This is a genomic window from Bradyrhizobium australafricanum, from assembly GCF_020329495.1.
In the GTDB taxonomy this organism is placed as follows: domain Bacteria; phylum Pseudomonadota; class Alphaproteobacteria; order Rhizobiales; family Xanthobacteraceae; genus Bradyrhizobium; species Bradyrhizobium australafricanum.
Window position 1 is genome coordinate 79,252 of record NZ_JAGKJL010000036.1, and the last position, 17,091, is coordinate 96,342.

16 protein-coding genes and 1 pseudogene are annotated in these 17,091 nt (G+C 65.1%); 11 read left to right on the top strand and 6 right to left on the bottom strand.

The features are described from left to right. Positions 1 to 256 precede the first annotated feature (256 nt). Positions 257 to 3,121 (top strand): preprotein translocase subunit SecA, encoded by a 2,865-nt coding sequence (gene secA / locus J6525_RS28215; protein ID WP_225647099.1) that lies wholly within the window; start codon positions 257 to 259, stop codon positions 3,119 to 3,121. Positions 3,122 to 3,178: 57 nt separating this feature from the next. Here secA and J6525_RS28220 read toward each other — a convergent pair whose 3' ends face one another. Together J6525_RS28220 and J6525_RS28225 are read right to left on the bottom strand one after the other, a co-directional pair. After that, the gene (locus J6525_RS28220; protein ID WP_168858585.1) at positions 3,179 to 3,613 is read right to left on the bottom strand and encodes a VOC family protein; all 435 of its coding nucleotides are present in this window, start codon (positions 3,611 to 3,613) and stop codon (positions 3,179 to 3,181) included. A gap of 165 nt (positions 3,614 to 3,778) precedes the next feature. Continuing rightward, positions 3,779 to 4,222, bottom strand: a complete 444-nt coding sequence (locus J6525_RS28225) for a MarR family winged helix-turn-helix transcriptional regulator (RefSeq protein WP_016847408.1) — start codon at positions 4,220 to 4,222, stop codon at positions 3,779 to 3,781. 178 nt (positions 4,223 to 4,400) lie between these two features. Here J6525_RS28225 and J6525_RS28230 point away from each other — a divergent pair, with 178 nt between their 5' ends. From J6525_RS28230 to J6525_RS28265, 8 genes are all read left to right on the top strand, one after another. Beyond that, a complete protein-coding gene (locus J6525_RS28230) occupies positions 4,401 to 5,582 on the top strand; it encodes a substrate-binding domain-containing protein (RefSeq protein WP_176936910.1) in 1,182 nt (393 codons plus the stop codon). A gap of 79 nt (positions 5,583 to 5,661) precedes the next feature. Continuing rightward, positions 5,662 to 6,846 (top strand): substrate-binding domain-containing protein, encoded by a 1,185-nt coding sequence (locus tag J6525_RS28235; protein ID WP_225647109.1) that lies wholly within the window; start codon positions 5,662 to 5,664, stop codon positions 6,844 to 6,846. 296 nt (positions 6,847 to 7,142) lie between these two features. Then, positions 7,143 to 8,657 (top strand): amidase, encoded by a 1,515-nt coding sequence (locus J6525_RS28240; RefSeq protein WP_225647100.1) that lies wholly within the window; start codon positions 7,143 to 7,145, stop codon positions 8,655 to 8,657. Positions 8,658 to 8,711: 54 nt separating this feature from the next. After that, a complete protein-coding gene (locus J6525_RS28245) occupies positions 8,712 to 9,569 on the top strand; it encodes a branched-chain amino acid ABC transporter permease (RefSeq protein WP_028337306.1) in 858 nt (285 codons plus the stop codon). A gap of 4 nt (positions 9,570 to 9,573) precedes the next feature. Next, entirely contained in the window at positions 9,574 to 10,791 is a 1,218-nt protein-coding gene (locus J6525_RS28250) for a substrate-binding protein (RefSeq protein WP_225647101.1), read from the top strand. A gap of 7 nt (positions 10,792 to 10,798) precedes the next feature. Further along, positions 10,799 to 11,893, top strand: a complete 1,095-nt coding sequence (locus tag J6525_RS28255; protein ID WP_246668343.1) for a branched-chain amino acid ABC transporter permease — start codon at positions 10,799 to 10,801, stop codon at positions 11,891 to 11,893. Then, positions 11,880 to 12,614, top strand: coding sequence for an ABC transporter ATP-binding protein (locus J6525_RS28260; protein WP_021081562.1), 735 nt, complete (start codon positions 11,880 to 11,882; stop codon positions 12,612 to 12,614). Before J6525_RS28255 ends, J6525_RS28260 begins: the two co-directional genes overlap by 14 nt. After that, the gene (locus tag J6525_RS28265; protein ID WP_038387036.1) at positions 12,607 to 13,308 is read left to right on the top strand and encodes a branched-chain amino acid ABC transporter ATP-binding protein; all 702 of its coding nucleotides are present in this window, start codon (positions 12,607 to 12,609) and stop codon (positions 13,306 to 13,308) included. The genes J6525_RS28260 and J6525_RS28265 overlap by 8 nt, the downstream gene beginning before the upstream one ends. Before the next feature lie 6 nt (positions 13,309 to 13,314). Here J6525_RS28265 and J6525_RS28270 read toward each other — a convergent pair whose 3' ends face one another. From J6525_RS28270 to J6525_RS28280, 3 genes are read right to left on the bottom strand one after another with little or no spacing between them, the layout of a single operon-like run. After that, on the bottom strand, positions 13,315 to 13,803 hold the full coding sequence (locus J6525_RS28270; RefSeq protein WP_225647103.1) for a DUF3147 family protein: 489 nt from the start codon (positions 13,801 to 13,803) through the stop codon (positions 13,315 to 13,317). Then, positions 13,800 to 14,147: a DUF3147 family protein gene (locus J6525_RS28275; protein WP_225647104.1), complete on the bottom strand. Its 348-nt coding sequence runs from the start codon at positions 14,145 to 14,147 to the stop codon at positions 13,800 to 13,802. The genes J6525_RS28270 and J6525_RS28275 overlap by 4 nt, the downstream gene beginning before the upstream one ends. Further along, positions 14,144 to 14,767, bottom strand: a complete 624-nt coding sequence (locus J6525_RS28280; RefSeq protein WP_225647105.1) for a phosphatase PAP2 family protein — start codon at positions 14,765 to 14,767, stop codon at positions 14,144 to 14,146. Before J6525_RS28280 ends, J6525_RS28275 begins: the two co-directional genes overlap by 4 nt. A gap of 184 nt (positions 14,768 to 14,951) precedes the next feature. On the opposite strand from J6525_RS28280, the gene J6525_RS28285 reads away from it, so the two are divergent. Then, on the top strand, positions 14,952 to 16,028 hold the full coding sequence (locus J6525_RS28285) for a flavodoxin family protein (protein WP_225647106.1): 1,077 nt from the start codon (positions 14,952 to 14,954) through the stop codon (positions 16,026 to 16,028). 68 nt (positions 16,029 to 16,096) lie between these two features. Next, positions 16,097 to 16,327 (top strand): hypothetical protein, encoded by a 231-nt coding sequence (locus J6525_RS28290; protein ID WP_225647107.1) that lies wholly within the window; start codon positions 16,097 to 16,099, stop codon positions 16,325 to 16,327. 481 nt (positions 16,328 to 16,808) lie between these two features. Here the strand turns inward: J6525_RS28290 and J6525_RS28295 are convergent. Continuing rightward, a pseudogene (locus tag J6525_RS28295) lies at positions 16,809 to 17,091 on the bottom strand (IS4 family transposase); the annotation flags it as partial.

The window sequence follows — 17,091 nt, forward strand, 5'->3', positions numbered from 1 at the left end:
GGCCATATCTCTGGCCAACCGCGTCAGCGGCGAGAGCGCTTATTTTGCCGCGTTTTTCGCCGTTGAACCCAGGATGGCCTGTTTCCCACTCAATTGGCGGAGGAGCCCCCGGGCCGGGGCTCGAACCGTAGCGCGTCACGGTGAGTTGATAGGCGATCCGGCGGACCATCTCAGGCTGTAATCCAAGACTGAATTCCAAGTTGAATTCCAACACTGAACGAAGACCGAACTTGAGACCGAAGAACAGGAATTTCGCATGATCGGCGCGCTCGCCCGCAAGTTTTTCGGCTCCGCCAACGACCGTCGGGTCAAGGGGTATCAGTCCCGCGTCAACGCCATCAACGCGCTGGAGCCCGAGCTCGTCAAACTGACGGACGATCAGCTCAAGGCCCGCACCGCCGAATTCAAGCAGCAGCTCGCCAGCGGCAAGACGCTGGACGACATCCTGGTTCCGGCCTTCGCCACCGTGCGCGAGGCCGCCAAGCGGACGCTCGGCCAGCGCCATTTCGACGTTCAGCTGATCGGCGGCATGGTGCTGCACGAGGGCGACATCGCCGAGATGAAGACCGGCGAAGGCAAGACGCTGGTCGCGACGCTTGCGGTCTACCTCAACGCGCTCGCCGGCAAGGGCGTCCACGTCGTCACCGTCAACGACTACCTCGCCCGCCGCGACTCCGGCTGGATGGGCCAGATCTACGCCTTCCTGGGGCTGACCACCGGCGTGATCGTGCACGGCCTCGACGACGCCGAGCGCAAGGCTGCCTATGCCTGCGACATCACCTACGGCACCAACAACGAATACGGCTTCGACTATCTGCGCGACAACATGAAGTACCGCCTGGAGGACATGGTCCAGCGCGAGCACTACTACGCGATCGTCGACGAAGTGGACTCGATCCTGATCGACGAGGCGCGTACGCCGCTGATCATCTCCGGCCCGCTCGACGACCGGTCGGATTTCTACAACACCATCGACACCTTCATGCCGAATCTCGCCAAGAAGGACGACTACGAGGTCGACGAGAAGCAGCGCACGGTGACGCTGACCGAAGCCGGCATGGAGAAGCTGGAGAACCTGCTGCGCGACGCCGGCCAGCTCAAGGGCGACTCGCTGTACGACGTCGAGAACGTCTCCGTCGTGCATCACGTCAACCAGGCGCTGCGCGCGCACACGCTGTTCACGCGCGACAAGGACTACATCGTCCGCGACGACGAGGTCGTCATCATCGACGAGTTCACCGGCCGCATGATGCAGGGCCGCCGCTATTCGGAAGGCCTGCACCAGGCGCTGGAAGCCAAGGAGCACGTCACGGTCCAGCCCGAGAACCAGACGCTGGCCTCGATCACCTTCCAGAACTATTTCCGGATGTACCAGAAGCTGTCTGGCATGACCGGCACGGCGCTGACCGAAGCCGACGAACTGTTCGACATCTACAAGCTCGAGGTCGTGGAGATCCCGACCAACCTGCCGGTGGCGCGCCTCGACGAGGACGACGAGGTCTACCGCACCCAGAACGAGAAATACGCCGCGATCCTTGCCGAGATCGAGCGCGCCAACAAGCGGCTGCAGCCGGTGCTGGTCGGCACGGCCTCGATCGAGAAGTCGGAAGTGCTGGCCGAGTACCTGAAGAAGCACGGCTACAAGCAGATCGACTTCACGTCCGAATCCGGCATGGAGAAGCTCTATGCCGCGGCGCGCGCCGGCAAGCCGGCAAAGCTGTTCGCGGTGCTGAACGCGCGCTTCCACGAGCAGGAAGCCTATATCGTCGCGGAAGCCGGCGTGCCGGGCGCGATCACGATCGCGACCAACATGGCCGGCCGCGGCACCGACATCAAGCTCGGCGGCTCGCTCGAGATGCGGATCCAGCAGGAGACCGCCGGGATCACCGATGAGGCCGAGAAGGCCAAGAAGATCGAGCAGATCAAGGCCGACATCGCGCGCTTCCGCGAGATCGTGCTGAAGGCGGAAGAGGATTTCGAGGTCGAGCCCGCCAAGGGCAACAAGCCCGCGAAAACCGTGAAGAAGCCGGGCGGCCTCTACATCATCGGCTCCGAGCGTCACGAATCCCGCCGCATCGACAACCAGCTGCGCGGCCGTTCCGGCCGTCAGGGCGATCCCGGTCGCTCGAAGTTCTTCCTGTCGCTGGAAGACGATCTGATGCGCATCTTCGGCTCCGACCGGCTCGACAGCATGCTGCAGCGGCTCGGTCTGCAGGAAGGCGAAGCGATCATCCATCCCTGGATCAACAAGGCGCTCGAGAAGGCGCAGCAGAAGGTCGAGGCGCGCAACTTCGACATCCGCAAGAACCTCTTGAAGTTCGACAACGTCCAGAACGACCAGCGCAAGGTGATCTTCGACCAGCGCGTCGACCTGATGAAGGACGACAGCGTCGTCGAGACCGTGACCGACATGCGCCATGCCTTCGTCGAGGACGTGGTCACCAAATACATTCCCGAGCACGCCTATGCCGAGCAGTGGGACACCGCCGGCCTCAAGGACGAGCTGAAGCGCGTGCTCGATGTCGATCTGCCGGTCGACGAATGGGCCAAGGAAGAGGGCATCGCCGACGAGGAGCTGCTGACGCGCATCGAGACCCATGTCGACGAGCGCATGGCCGCCAAGGTTGCGCAATGGGGTCCCGACGTGATGCGTTACGTCGAAAAGACCATCCTGCTGCAGACGCTGGACCATCTCTGGCGCGAGCACCTGATCATGCTCGACCACCTGCGCCAGGTGATCGGCCTGCGCGGCTATGGCCAGCGCGATCCGTTGCAGGAGTACAAGACCGAGGCCTTCAACCTGTTCCAGGAGATGAGCGCGCATCTGCGCGAGGCCGTCACCGCGCAGCTGATGCGGGTCGAGATCGTGCCGCCGGAGGAGCCGCCGCAGCCGCTGCCGCTGATGGAAGCGCACAAGCTCGATCCCAACACCGGCGAGGACGAGTTCGCGCAGGCCCGCCTGACCGAGGCCACCTACGCCCAGGCCTCACTGGCGCCCGGGATGATTGCCACCGACCGCGATCCGAACGATCCAGCGAGCTGGGGCAAGGTCGGCCGCAACGAGGACTGCCCCTGCGGGTCAGGCAAGAAGTACAAGCACTGCCACGGCCGGTACGCGTAAGCCGCCACGCGCGGTGACGCGGCGGGCGATTGGCCCGCCCGTCTGGCCGCGTCGCCGTCAGCCGGCGAAGGCCTTGTCGAGATCGGCGATCACGATCTTCTGCATCTTCAGCATCGCCTGCATCGCGCGGTCGGCTGCCTTGCGATCGGGGGCGCTGAGATAGCGGCCGAGCGCGGTCGGGATCACCTGCCACGACAAGCCGAAGCGGTCCTTGAGCCAGCCGCAGCGCGATTCCTGGCCGCCGTCGGTGAGCTTCTCCCAGAAGTAGTCCACCTGCTCCTGGGTCTCGACGCTCAGGAAGAACGACACCGCCTCGTTGAACTTGTGCTGCGGCCCGCCATTGAGCGCGTGGAACCGCTGCCCCTCGAGCTCGAAGCTCGCCATGAAATCGCTGACGGTCTCGATCTTGGCGTTCGGAAACACCGATTGGTAGAAGGCGACCGCGTCGCGGACGTTGTTGTCGAGCCAGAGGAACGGCGTGATCGAAGTCATGACGGGAAATCCTCACTAGCGAGTGATCGGGTGGACCAGCGCGGCCAAGCGCGAAGGCTGCGTCGCAGGGCGCGCCCCAAGGACGCACCAAACCGCTGCATCCCGACATTTCCTGCCGGTCTTTTTTCGATGGTTTCGGTAGGAACGCGCCGGGCCGGCGCGGCCTTAATTGGCGCTGCCGATCAGGCTTTCCAGCAGGCGCTTGAGCTCGGTGGTCGACTTGTCGCCATAGCTCTCGACGATGTGCTCCTCCTGGCTCACCGCGAGCGAGTTGAGCCGCCGGCACAGCGCCTTGCCGCGGTCGGAGACGAACATCAGCACCTTGCGGCGGTCCTTGGGATCCTGGACGCGGTAGACCAGGGCGTCCGACACCATGCGGTCGATCATCTTGGTCAGCGTCGGATGGTTGAGCAGCACAGCATCCGCAAGCTCGCCCATCGAGTGGCCGTTGCCGTCGGACAGCACTTTCAGGATGCGCCACTGCTCGACCGGCACGCCTTCCTTGGCGAGCCGCGTCTCCAACTGCCGGTTGATCTCCCGGTTGGCTTGCGCCAGCAGGTAGGCGAGATGTTCGGTGATCGGGGAATTTTCTTTCGGCGGTTTAGCCACGGCGTGAGACCTGGTTCCTGACCCGGTGAATGAATGTCCGGCAACTCATGCCGTTTCTATATGCACTTCAATTGTTGAATATTCAATATTTTCACCTAGGATATTCCCCCAACCAAGGGGCGGATGCCGCGACCGCCCGCTGGCTGCGTTGCGTACTGCTTCCCAGACAGGAGTTGGCGTGCTCTCGACGGTCTCTTTCCAGGCGTATGGCGGCATGCCCGTCGCGCCGCCGCTGCTGTTTCGAAACCCGTCGTCCTGCGCGGCCGATCTCGCTTTGACCCTCAAGCCCGGCTCGTCGCGCCGTGGCGGCACCGGCAGCAAGCTTCGAATCGGCAATTTCATCACCTTCTCCGGCGCGCCCGGGATCTGGGGGCCGATCTCCGCCAACAGCGTCATGCTCGCGGTCGCCGAGATCAACCGGCGCGGCGGCATCCGCGGCCGCGAGGTCGAATTGTCGATGTACGACGCCGGCGGCCCGATCGAGGAGGTCGTGCGCCGCGCCGAGCGGGCGATCGCGTTCGACGAGATCGACGTGATCATGGGCTCGCATATCTCGGCGGTGCGCCTCGCGCTGCGCAAGGTCACGGCCGGCCGCATCCCCTATGTCTACACGCCGGTCTATGAGGGCGGCGAGCGGACGCCCGGCGTGATGGCGATCGGCGAGACGCCCCGCGCGGAGAGCCGCCCGGCGATCCACTGGCTCACCGAGGTCAAGAAGGCCCAGCGCTGGTATCTGATCGGCAGCGATTATGTCTGGCCCTGGCAGTCGCATCGTGCGGTGAAGCGCTACATCAAGGAGGCCGGCGGCCACGTCGTCGGCGAGGAATTCGTCCCGCTCGGCGAGGACAATCACGAGCCGCATCTGGCGCGGATTCGCGCCGCACGGCCCGATGTCGTGCTGATCACTTTGATCGGCACCGACAGCATAACCTTCAACCGCGCCTTCGCTGAGGCCGGGCTTGCCGCGACCACGCTACGCTATGCCGGCGCGATGGACGAGACCGTGATGCTCGGCGTCGGCCCGGACTCGACCCAAAACCTGTTCTGCGCCTCCGGCTATTTCGGCTGCATCGATTCGCGCGCCAATGACGACTTCCGGACCAGCTACCGCGCGATGTTCGGAGCGCATGCGCCGCCGATCGGCTCGGTCGGGCAGTCCAATTATGAGGGGATGCGCTTCCTCGAAGCGGCGGCCAATCAGGCCCGCTCGCTGTCGATCGGACCGCTGTCCGCCGCGGCGCACAATCTCGTCTACAGCGGCGCCCGCGGCACCGTCACCCTCCGCGACGGCCGCGCCGAGATGCCGATCTATCTTGCCGAGGCCGACGGTCTCGACTTCAATGTGATCAGGACGATCTAGATGGACCGGGCGATGCCGCGCTCGCCGCGCGGCTCGCCGGTGCCAGACAGGAGCAGGTGTGCAATCGACGCCCTACGTCATGGCCCGAACCTCGAGCAACAGGTATGGCGGCCTTCCATGCCCGCCATCCCTGCTGTTCCGGAACCTGACGTCTGCGCGGTCCGATCGGGTCTTTTCACCGATGGATCGGGACGGTTTCGGTCCGCGCGGTGCGCGCAGCCGGCTGCGGATCGCCGGCTTCGTCTGCTGCACCGGTTCGCCCGGGATGTGGGGACCGGCCGCGACCTCGAGCGCACAGCTTGCCGTCGCCGACATCAACCGGCGCGGCGGCATCCTCGGCCGCGAGGTCGAGTTCTCGGTCTATGACGCCGGCGGACCGATCGAGGACGTGCTCGATCGTGCCGAGCAGGCGATCGCGTCCGACGACGTCGATCTCATCATGGGCATGCACACCAGCGCGGTGCGCGTCGCGTTGCGTGGCCTGATCACCCGCAGCAAGATCCCCTACATCTACACGCCGGTCTATGAGGGTGGCGAGCGGACGCCCGGCGTCATCGCGATCGGCGAGACGCCGCGCTGGCAGAACCGGCCGTCGATCCACTGGCTGGCCGAGGCGAAGCGCGCCTCGCGCTGGTACCTGATCGGCAGCGACTATGTCTGGCCATGGCAGTCGCACCGCGCGGTGAAGCGTTACATCAAGGAGACCGGCGGTCTCGTGGTCGGCGAGGAGTTCGTGCCGGTCGGCGAGGATAATCACGAGGCGCAGCTGGAACGCATCCGCGCCGCGAAACCCGATGTCGTGTTGATCTCGCTGATCGGCACCGATAGCGTGACCTTCAACCGCGCCTTCGCCGATGCCGGTCTTGCCGCCACCACGCTGCGCTTTGCCGGCTGTTTCGACGAGACGGCGCTGCTCGGCATCGGCGCCGACAAGACCGAGAACCTGTACTGCGCCTCCGGCTATTTCCCCTCCGTCGGCTCGCAGGCCGGCGACGATTTCAGGGATCGCTATCGCGCGATGTTCGGTGCGTTCGCGCCGCCGGTCGGCTCGTGCAGCGAGTCCGCCTATGAAGGGTTCTGCCTGCTCGAGGCCGCCGCCAAGCGCGCCGGCACGCTGGACATGCGACCGCTGCTCGCGGCGGCGGACAACCTCGTCTATCGCGGCCCGCGCGGTCCGGTCACGGTGCGCAGCGGCCATGCCAGGATGCCGATGTATCTTGCCGAAGCCGACGGTCTCGACTTCAGGGTGATCAAGCCGATCTGAGAGGCTGTGACGCTTTGGCCGTCATTGCGAGGAGCGAAAGCGACGAAGCAATCCATCGTCCCGTTCTGCCGAACCATGGATTGCTTCGCTTCGCTCGCAATGACGAGGGCAGAGGTATGCGACTTCCCGAGCCACGGAGCGAGAGGCTCGGTGGCCGGGCCACGAAATAATACTTGAAAAGGAAAATATTTCCGTTTTCAATACAGCAACGGGGTGAGCGGTTCGCGCGGGCAACGCGCCGCTCCGCCCTGCGTCGAGGGATCAAATCCAAAGATCAAAACTGTCAGGAGAGCGCCGTGACCGTCGTCCTTCCCACGCCAACGCAACTTCGTGCCGTCGCCGAGCAGTGCGGCCTGTCACTGACCGATGAGGATGTGGCCTCGTTCCGCGGCCTGATGCAGGGCTCGATCGACGCCTACAACGTGATCGCCGCGATGCCGGACGAACTGCCCGCGGTGAAATATCCCCGCACGCCCGGCTATCGCCCGGCGCCAGAGGAGAACCCGCGCAACGCCTGGTACTACAAGTCGACCGTGAAGGGCGCGGCCTCCGGCAAGCTCAAGGGCAAGACGGTGGCGCTGAAGGACAACATCATGCTGGCCGGCGTGCCGATGACGAACGGCTCGTCGACGCTGGAAGGCTATATCCCCGATTTCGACGCCACCATCGTCACGCGCATGCTCGATGCCGGCGCCGAGATCGCCGGCAAGACCCATTGCGAGCACTTCTGCCTGTCCGGCGGCAGCCACACCAACTCCTACGGAGCGGTGCACAATCCGCACAAGATGGGCTACTCGGCCGGCGGCTCGTCGTCGGGCTCCGGCGTCGTGGTCGCGCTCGGCGAGGTCGACATGGCGATCGGTGGCGACCAGGGCGGCTCGATCCGCATGCCGTCCTCGTTCTGCGGCACCTACGGCATGAAGCCGACCTGGGGCCTCGTGCCCTATACCGGCATCATGCCGATCGAGATTTTCGTCGACCACACCGGACCGATGACCGCGACGGTGGAGGACAACGCGCTGCTGCTCGAAGTGATCGCCGGCGACGACGGCTACGATCCGCGCATCAAGGCGCCCAAGGTCGAGGATTACACCAAGGCGCTGGGCAAAGGCGTCAAGGGCATGAAGATCGGCATCCTCAAGGAAGGCTTCGAGCAGCCGACCGCGGAAGCCGCGGTCAATGAAAGCGTGCGCGAGGCGGCCAAGCGCTTCAAGGACCTCGGTGCGTCGGTCGACACCGTGTCGATCCCGATGCACATGGTCGGCCCGGCGATCTGGACCCCGATCGGCACCGAAGGCCTGACCCAGACCATGATGTTCGGCGACGGCTACGGCCTCAGCCGGCCCGACCTCTATTCGACCTCGCTGATGGATTTCCATCGCGGCTGGCGCCGCCAGGCGGATTCGCTGTCGGAGACCACCAAGCTGTTCATGATGCTCGGCACCTACATCAACAACAGCTTCGGTCCGCGCTTCTACGGCAAGGCGCTCAACATCTCGCGCCGCCTCACCGCGGCCTATGACAAGGCGTTCAAGGACTATGACCTGCTGCTGCTTCCGACCACGCCGATGAAGGCGCCGGCGCTGCCGGCGGCCAATGCCAGCCGCGAGGAATATGTCGCCCGCGCGCTCGAGATGATCACCAACACCGCGCCGTTCGACATCACCCATCACCCGGCGATGTCGCTGCCCTGCGGCATGGTCGACGGCCTGCCGGTCGGGTTGATGCTGGTCGGCCGGATGTTCGAGGAATCCACCATCTACCGCGCCGCGCACGCCTTCGAGCAGGCCGGCGACTGGAAGAAGATGTGAGGCGCCGCTTGTTGCAGACGCAGGTTGGATGGATCGAACGCCGGATCGAACGCCATGGCTAGCACTTTTGCCGCGGCGTTCGAGATCGTGAGCTTCGGCGCGATCATCGTGCTGGTGGTGCTCGGGCTCGGCATCATCGCCAGCATGATGGGCATCTTCAACTTCGCGCAGGGCGAGTTCGTCCTGCTCGGGGCCTATGTGACCTATCTGGCCTACGCCCACGGCGCGCCGGTCTGGGCCGGCATGGTCGCGGCGCCCTTCGTGGTCGGCGCGATCGGCTTCGTGCTGGAGGCGCTGATCATCAGGCGGTTCTACGCCGCGCCGATCGTGGCGATGCTCGGCACCTATGCGCTCGGCCTGATCATCCGCGAGAGCGTGCGCGGCCTGATCGGCGGCTTCTACCTCACGGTGCCGGAGCCGATCGGCGGTTCGATCGACCTCGGCTCCGTCCACATCTCGGCCTGGCGCTTCACCATCATCGTGATCACGCTGCTGGTGATGGGCGGCTGCTATCTCTTGCTGGCGCGCACCTCGTTCGGACTTCGGGTCCGCGCCACGCTGGAGAATCCGGCGCTGGCGCGCGCGTCGGGCATCTCGACGCCGCTGATCTACGGGGCGACCTTCGCGTTCGGCGCGGCGCTGGCCGGGCTTGCCGGCGCGCTGATCGTGCCGGTGTTCAGCCTGTTTGCCGATCTCGGTATCCGCTTCCTGATCCAGGGCTTCGTCGCCGTGATGGTCGGTGGGGTCGGCTCCTTCATCGGTCCGGTCGCCGGCGCCGGCGTGATCGGCACGCTCAGCGCGGCGCTGCCATGGGTGATGTCTCCGGTCGTCGCCGACGTCCTGGTCTTCGTGCTTGCAATTGCCTTCATCAAATTCCGCCCGCAGGGCCTCATATCGGGAAAAGGGGTTTAGTCAGATGTTCGATCGCACCAATCTCACGCGCCGCCGCTTCATGAGCAATTTCGCGTTCGCGACCGGCGCGCTCGCGACCGGGGTCGGCAGCTGGGTGGTCAGGCCCGACTGGGCCAACGCTGCCGAGGGACCGATCAAGGTCGGCATCGCGACCGACCTGACCGGCCCGATCGCCTATGCCGGCAACGCCGACGCCAACGTCGCCAAGATGGTGATCAAGGAGATCAACGCCGGCGGCGGCCTGCTCGGCCGGCCGCTCGAGCTCTATATCGAGGACACCGCCTCGAACGAATCGGTCGCGGTCGGCAATGTCCGCAAGCTGATCCAGCGCGACAAGGTCGACATGGTGCTCGGCGGCATCACCTCGTCGATGCGCAACGCGATCAAGGATCCGATCGTGGCGCGCGGCAAGACGCTCTACATCTATCCGCAGCTCTACGAGGGCAAGGAGTGCACGCCCTATCTGTTCTGCACCGGTCCTACGCCGGCGCAGCAATGCGACACCTTCATTCCCTGGCTGATCAAGAACGGCGGCAAGAAGTTCGCGCTGCCGAGCGCCAACTATGTCTGGCCGCACACGCTCAATGTCTACGCCCGCAAGGTGATCGAGTCGAACGGCGGCGAGGTGGTGTTCGAGGAATACTACCCGCTCGACCAGGTCGACTTCTCGGCCACCGTCAATCGCGTCATCTCCAACAAGGTCGACGTCGTCTTCAACACCGTGATCCCGCCCGGCGTCGGCCCGTTCTTCAAGCAGCTCTATGAAGCCGGCTTCCTCAAGAACGGCGGGCGGCTCGCCTGCGTCTACTATGACGAGAACACGCTCAACATCAATCAGGCCAACGAGATCGAGGGCCTTGCGAGCTGCCTCGACTATTTCAAGGTGCTGACCAAGGAGGATCCGTTCGACGCCAAGCTGCAGGCGGCCTATGAGAAGGATTTCCCCGGCAACTTCCTGTTCGCGGCCGGCAGCGCCGCCACCGGAACCTATCGCGGCCTCAAGCTGTGGGAAGCGGCGGTCAAGGAGGCCGGCAAGGTCGACCGCGAGTCCGTTGCCGCCGCGCTCGACCACGCCAAGATCGCCGAAGGGCCGGGCGGACCCGCGGAGATGGTGCCGGGCAAGCGTCACTGCAAGATGAAGATGTACACCGCTGTTGCCAAAGGCGGGAACTATGAGATCGTGGCGCGCAGCGACGGTCTCGTTGATCCCAAGGAATGCTGAGCGATCCATGGTTGGAGCAAGAGAGGCTGTCGCACGCGTCGGTGAGGAACCAGATGTCGTGACGGGCGAGGGTGCACCGGCCGCAAGCGCGCCGGCGGGACGGGCATCGGCAGGATGGAAGGTCCTGCCGATCGTGGAGGGGCTGGTGCTGCTGATCGCACTGGTCCTGCCATGGGTGCTGCAGGATTATCTCACGGTGTTCGCCACCCGCGTGGTGATCCTCGCGTTGTTCGCGCTGTCGTTCGACCTGGTGTGGGGCTATGCCGGCATCATGAGCTTCGGCCAGGCGCTGTTCTTCGGCGCCGCCGGCTACGGCGTGGCGCTCTTGGCGCGCGACCTCAACGTCACCTCGATCCTCCTGATCCTGCCTGCCGGCACGCTGATCGGGCTCACTGCGTCGCTGCTGCTCGGCGGCTTCCTGCTGCTCGGGCGTTATCCCTCGAGCGTGATCTTCGTCTCGCTCGGCACCCTGACCGGCTCTTATGCCGCGGACCGGCTGGCGCGCGGCTGGTACTATCTCGGCGGCCAGAACGGCATCCCGTCGATCCCGCCGCTCACCCTCGGCAGCTACGAGTTCGAGGAGGGGCCGATCTACTACTACATGGTGCTCGGCATCCTCGTGGTCGTTTATCTGCTCTGCCGCTTCCTGGTCCGCTCGCAATTCGGGCTGGCGCTCGCCGGCCTGCGCGAGAACGAGCAGCGCATCGCCTTCTTCGGCTACAAGGCGCAGCATCTGAAGGCGATCATCTTCGCGGTCGGCGGCACCATCGCCGGTCTCGCCGGCAGCCTCTATGCCTTCCACGAGGGCTTCGTCTGGCCCAACATGCTGGGCGTCGTGTTCTCGACCCAGGTCGTGCTCTACGTTTTGTTCGGCGGCTCCGGCACGCTGATCGGCGCCGTGATCGGCACCGTGATCATCGAGGGCGTCAGCTTCTGGCTGTCGGATAATTACCGCGACGTCTGGCCGATCATCCTCGGCGTGCTGCTGCTGCTCGTCATCATGTTCCGCCCGCTCGGGCTGATCTCCTTCGTGCTCGGCGAGCGCGAGCGGGTCGGCAGTTTCGGCAAGGCGCCAAAGGAGACCGGCAATGCCGCTCCTTGAGGCGCAGGGGATCAGCAAGGTGTTCGGCAAGCTCACCGCGCTCGACGGTGCGGCGCTGACCGTCGGCGAGAACGAGTTTCATGGCCTGATCGGCCCCAACGGCTCCGGCAAGAGCACGCTGATGAAATGCGTCGCCGGCGCCGAGGTGCCGACCACCGGCAAGGTCTCCTTCGTCAACACCGACATCACCGCGTTCACGCCGACCGAGCGCGCCCGCGCCGGTATGAGCCTGAAGTTCCAGATCACCTCGGTGCTGCCGACGCTGACGCTGTACGACAACATCCTGCTGGCGCTGCAGGCGCACTGCTCGCTGTTCGACCTCGTGCTGTCGCGGACCCGCAAGAAGCTGCACGATCAGGTGATGACGATGCTGACCCAGTTCCGGCTCGCCGATCGCGCGCATGATGCCGCCGCGGCATTGTCGCACGGCCAGCAGCAATGGCTCGAGATCGCGATGGCGCTCGCCGGCAAGCCGCGGCTGTTGCTGCTGGACGAGCCGACCGGCGGCATGAGCCTCGAAGAGCGCCGCGTCACCGGCGAGCTGTTGCAGCCGATCAAGCAGCATTGCTCGCTCGTCATCGTCGAACACGACCTCGATTTCATCCGCGACATCTGCGACCGCCTCACCGTGCTCGACCAGGGCAAGGTGCTGGCATCGGGAACGGTCGCGGAAATCCAGGCCAACAAGAGCGTCCAGGAGATCTATCTTCGCCGTGCCTGAGCAAACCTTCCTCGATATAAGGCATCTCGACGCCGGTTATGGCCGTAGCCAGGTCCTGTTCGATGTCAACATCGGCATCCCCTGGCGCGGCGGCGTCGCCGTGCTCGGCCGCAACGGCGCCGGCAAGACCACGCTGATGAAGACCATCGTCGGCGAGCTCGCAAGCTCGCAGGGCGAGTTGTTCTTCGACGGCCGCGACATCACCCGCCGCCGCACCGAGGAGCGGGTGCGCTCCGGCATCGGCTATGTGCCGCAGGAGCATTCGGTGTTCGCCCGTCTGTCGGTGCGCGACAACCTCGCGGTTGGCTCGCTGTTCAATCCGGATGCAAGCGCGGTCGATCGCGTGCTGGCCATCTTCCCGAAACTCGGCCAGCGCCTCGACCAGCCGGCCGGCACGCTGTCCGGCGGCGAGCGCAAGATGCTGGCGATCGGCCGCGCCATGCTCGGCAATCCAAAGCTGCTGCTGCTGGACGAGCCGACCGAAGGCGTCTGGATCGGTGTGATCGAGGAAATCACCGAGCGGCTGATCGAGCTCGCCAAGAGCATCTCGGTCGTGATCGTCGAGCAGCATCTCGACCTCGCGCTGCGGGTCGCCGACTATGCCTATGTGCTGGACCGCGGCCGCGTCGCGCTGCAGGGCGGCGCGAGCGAGGTGCGGAGCGATCCCGAACTGCTGCGCTATCTGGCGCCGTAGCAGGCTTCAATGCGGCAGGCGGTCGGTCTTCCGGCCGATCACGCCGTCTCCCGGCGTCCGCGTCCGCCGTGCCGATCGCATCTCGCGACGGACATACCAAGCCGCGACCGAGCAGATCAGCCAGGCAAGCGATGCGGCGATGAAGGCGGCCGGGACGCTGCGGCCCACCGTCAGCGCGAAGACGATGGCGAATGCCAGCATGCCGACCGCGCCGAGCGCTGCGCCCGCGGCATCGAGCGCCGCGGCCTGCTGCCCGCGCCATGTGCCATCGAGGCCGGCGTTCCGCTTGCGGCGGATTTCATGCTTCTCGATCAAGGTCGCGCTGGCGCAGAAGATGGCGGGGAGTGCAAGAAAAGCACCGCCGACATAGGCGCCGCAAGTGCTGCTGATCAGGCCGGTCAGGACGGTGACACCGCCACCGAGCACGAAGCGGATCAGATATTCGGTCCAGCGGCTTTCCCTGAGCGAGGACAGCGAGACGCGGACCGGTGTCATGCCTGTCCTCCGGCAACGCCCAGCAAGCCGAAGACGATCGCGAGCCAGACGATCAGCGCCAGCAAGGTAGCGGGGGCAGCGCGGAGTCTCGCGCGAACCAGCAGTTGGCAGACCACGAAGCTATAGATGGCCAGCGCAACGGCGCCGGCCATCATCGCGCGGCTCTGCAGGCCGGCATAGTCGGCGCCGTGCTGATACACGGCGATGCCGAGGGTGGCGAGCGCAACCGACGGCGCCGCGCCGAACAGGCCGGCGAAGCTCTTCGGACGCAGAATGTCGCCCAGCATCGCAAAGGCCGACACCACGGCTCCGCCCACGAGAAAGCGGATGACATATTCGCTCATCGCGCCTTGCCCCGCGGCGGATCGTCACCGGGATAGCCGGTCCATAATCGCAGCAGCCGCTCGAGAACCGCTCCGAGCCCGAATCCCGCGATCACGTCGCTCGTCCAGTGTGCGAGCACTACAATGCGCGTCAGCGAGAGGCCGACCGCGAGTGCCTGGATTGGGCGGCGCGCGCCGGCAGGCAATGTCGCGGCCGCCGACGCCAGCGCGCCCATATGCAGCGCGTGGCCGGATGGAAAGGCGTCGTCGCGCTTGCCCGAGATCGGGATGCCGTTGGCATGGCCGGCCACGGTCATGCGATCCGGGCGGGTCTGGTTGAACAGCAATTTCAGGCCATGCGGCAGCAGCGATGCTGCGACCGTCACCAGCAGCGCGTGATTGCCGGCGCGCTCGAGCGAGGCGCCGCGCCCGCGTGAGGCGAGCCAGCCGGCGGCGGCGAGCGCAAGCAGGACCTTTTCGTCAGCGCCCCAGGTCAGTGTGCGGGCGATCTCTTCCGGCGCAGGTGCGGTGTTGCGGGCGATCGCACGCGCGATCACGGCGTCCGCCGCGGTCGGGCGAATGGTGATCGGGAAGGGGGCGCCTCGATGGCGGCGTGCTCGAACTCTGGTTGTCGTATCCATGGTCAGGTTCCCATCCAACGCACCAGGCGCGGCATGGGTCCTAACCGGCGTGCAAGGAACCAAATGCAGATCGATGCTCTTGAACTCTTGCCCGTCTCGACCCGATCCCGAGGCTTATCCCGAGGCTTCGCGCGCCAATGGGGATGCAGGGCGGGCGATGGATTGTAGTCAGGGAGAGGTGTCGATGACGGAGCCGGACGTTCGCAAGGGGATGCCGCCGGTCAAGCTTTCGCGCGATGAATTCGAGCGGCGCTACCGGAAGCGATTTGCCGATCCGGTCTTTCAATCCATGCAGACGGAGCTCGCGACGATCATCGCCGGCGCCTGGGACGCCTATCGTCATTCGCGCAAGGCGCCGGTGACCCGCAAGGCCGGCCCCGGCTTTGCCGATCCCGATTATGATCTTGCGGTCGATTGGCTGTCCGCGCGCGATGCCATCGATGAAGCGCAGCGCAGGCACGACGATCCAAACGAAGCGCTGCATATCCTGCTAATCAACGGCTCCTCGCGCAGCGAACATACCTGTCCCGGCGAGATGTCGAAAAGCTGGCGCATGGTCGAGATTGCCGAGTCCGCCTTTCGCGAGATGGGCCTCGCGGTCGATGTGCTCGATCTGTCGCGGCTGACGTCCGAGTTCGGCAGGGAGATTCACCCCTGCAAGTCCTGCGTCTCCACCTCGATGGCGCTCTGCCACTGGCCGTGCAGCTGCTATCCGAACTACTCGCTCGGGCAAACCGACGACTGGATGAACGAGATCTATCCGCTGTGGGTGCGCGCGCATGGCATCATGATCATCTCGCCGGTCAACTGGTACCAGACGCCGACCGGGCTCAAGGCGATGATCGATCGCCTGGTCTGCGCCGATGGCGGCAATCCCGATCCGACCTCAACCCACGGCAAGACCGCGAGCGAAGCCAAGGCGCTCGAACTCAAGGGCTGGCCATACCCCAAGCATTTGCGCGGCCGGCATTTCGGCATCGTGGTCCACGGCGACAGCGTCGGTGCGGAAACATGCCGCCGCTTTCTTGCGGACTGGCTCACCGACATGGAGCTGATCTCGGCCGGCGGCAGGGCCGAGATCGATGGCTATGTCGGCTACATGAAGCCCTATGCGACGTCGCATCGCGATCTCGACGAAGACAAGGCCTTTCAGGAACAGGTGCGCAATGTAGCGCTGGCGCTCGGCGCCGCCGTCGACCTCGCGCGCACCGGGCATCTGGAAGATCCCGGCAAGGGGCTTGAGGACCCGCGGCCGAAGTAGGGTGGAATCCGGGTTCCCAAAGGAACGAAGCGCCCCGGCTGCCCGTTAGGCCGCGGGAGGAAGTCACAATGCGCAATATTTCGATTGCAGTTCTTATTGCTGCCGCCGTGATGAGCAGCGGCGCCGCGTTGGCGCAGCATTCCGGTACGCCATCGGAACAGAGCGCGTGCACGCGCGATGCACAGCGCTTCTGCCGGAAGGACCTCGGCAATGACGGTGCCGTGCAGAACTGTCTTCAGATGAAGCGGGCCAGCCTGAGCCGGAGCTGCAAGAAGGTTTTCGAAAGCCACGGAATGTAACCGTCAACGCGCATGCGACGTGACGGAGCGTGGCGTTTGAACCTGCGAGCTGGCGGTGCGGCGCCCTGAGTGCGATCGGCGCCCGGCTTTCCCTGCGCGCTCTGCCAACGGAGAGGGCGGAACGAAGAGCAAAGCTCGGGCAGATCATGTCGCGAGAATGTTGTGGTGTGACTCACAGACCGCGCCACACATTCAGTGTCGTCCTGGCGAAAGCCAGGACCCATTACCCCAAATGAGAGTTATTGCGCGACGCTGGGGCCACGATCCCGTTCACGATCAAGTTCGGTGGTTATGGGTCCTGGCTTTCGCCAGGACGACGCGGGGAGGGGACCATGCAACAATTTCGGTGTCGTCCCGGGCAAGCGCAGCGCGACCCGGGACCCATAACCACCGATGGTCATCGTTGCAGGACACCGGAGCCACAGCGCGCTTCAACAACCCGCCCCTGTGGTTATGGGTCCCTGCTTTCGCACTAGTGCATCTACACGTTTGTCGGGCCATTTGCGAGGATTTGGAAGCGGGCCATTCCGGTGTGGAAGGTGATTGGTCCAGGTGGACGGTGGGAGGCGTAGCCGGTCCATCCGCCGAGTTTTGCGATGATCCATGCCGCCCAAGCAAGAGTGTTGGGGCGATGGTGGTTTTTCTGAAGCTCGGTGCGACCTTTCATGGTTTTGTTGATGGCCCTGAGCGTCTCGATCTCTTCTGCGGTGAAGACAAATTCAGCCGGCAATTCTTCGCCACTGTTGCGGGCCTGAACGAGTTGA

Bases quoted from the DNA above. Each gene is read 5' to 3' on its own strand.
- secA (WP_225647099.1), top strand. From the start codon at position 257: ATGATCGGCGCGCTCGCCCGCAAGTTTTTCGGCTCCGCCAACGACCGT.
- J6525_RS28220 (WP_168858585.1), bottom strand. From the start codon at position 3,613: ATGACTTCGATCACGCCGTTCCTCTGGCTCGACAACAACGTCCGCGAC.
- J6525_RS28235 (WP_225647109.1), top strand. From the start codon at position 5,662: ATGGCCCGAACCTCGAGCAACAGGTATGGCGGCCTTCCATGCCCGCCA.
- J6525_RS28245 (WP_028337306.1), top strand. From the start codon at position 8,712: ATGGCTAGCACTTTTGCCGCGGCGTTCGAGATCGTGAGCTTCGGCGCG.
- J6525_RS28250 (WP_225647101.1), top strand. From the start codon at position 9,574: ATGTTCGATCGCACCAATCTCACGCGCCGCCGCTTCATGAGCAATTTC.
- J6525_RS28255 (WP_246668343.1), top strand. From the start codon at position 10,799: ATGGTTGGAGCAAGAGAGGCTGTCGCACGCGTCGGTGAGGAACCAGAT.
- J6525_RS28260 (WP_021081562.1), top strand. From the start codon at position 11,880: ATGCCGCTCCTTGAGGCGCAGGGGATCAGCAAGGTGTTCGGCAAGCTC.
- J6525_RS28270 (WP_225647103.1), bottom strand. From the start codon at position 13,803: ATGACACCGGTCCGCGTCTCGCTGTCCTCGCTCAGGGAAAGCCGCTGG.
- J6525_RS28275 (WP_225647104.1), bottom strand. From the start codon at position 14,147: ATGAGCGAATATGTCATCCGCTTTCTCGTGGGCGGAGCCGTGGTGTCG.
- J6525_RS28280 (WP_225647105.1), bottom strand. From the start codon at position 14,767: ATGGATACGACAACCAGAGTTCGAGCACGCCGCCATCGAGGCGCCCCC.
- J6525_RS28285 (WP_225647106.1), top strand. From the start codon at position 14,952: ATGACGGAGCCGGACGTTCGCAAGGGGATGCCGCCGGTCAAGCTTTCG.
- J6525_RS28290 (WP_225647107.1), top strand. From the start codon at position 16,097: ATGCGCAATATTTCGATTGCAGTTCTTATTGCTGCCGCCGTGATGAGC.